The organism is Burkholderia sp. LFS061, from assembly GCF_047978125.1.
Classification (GTDB): Bacteria; Pseudomonadota; Gammaproteobacteria; order Burkholderiales; family Burkholderiaceae; genus Burkholderia; species Burkholderia pyrrocinia_C.
The window spans coordinates 1-223 of sequence record NZ_JBFPFS010000190.1; the positions used below are offsets into that span (position 1 = coordinate 1).

A 223-nucleotide genomic window follows, 5' to 3' on the forward strand; every position below is an offset into this window, starting at 1 on the left:
TTCATCACGTCCAGCTCGAGATCGCGCTCGGCCAGCATCTTCTTCAGCCGGGCATTCTCTTGCTCGAGTTGCTTGAGCCGCTTCACGTCGGCAGCTTCCAGCCCGCCGAAATGCTGCCGCCAGTTGTAAATGGTTTGCTCGCTGATCCCGTGCTTCTTCGCGACCTCAGCCACCGGCGCCTTGTCCGCCTCGCGCAGGATGGTGACCATCTGTTCTTCGGTAA

1 protein-coding gene is annotated in these 223 nt (G+C 60.1%); it reads right to left on the reverse strand.

All coding sequences use genetic code 11. The features are described 5' to 3' along the window. A partial coding sequence (locus ACNQQL_RS36300) for a transposase (protein WP_347069775.1) occupies positions 1-223 on the reverse strand: 223 nt, incomplete at both ends.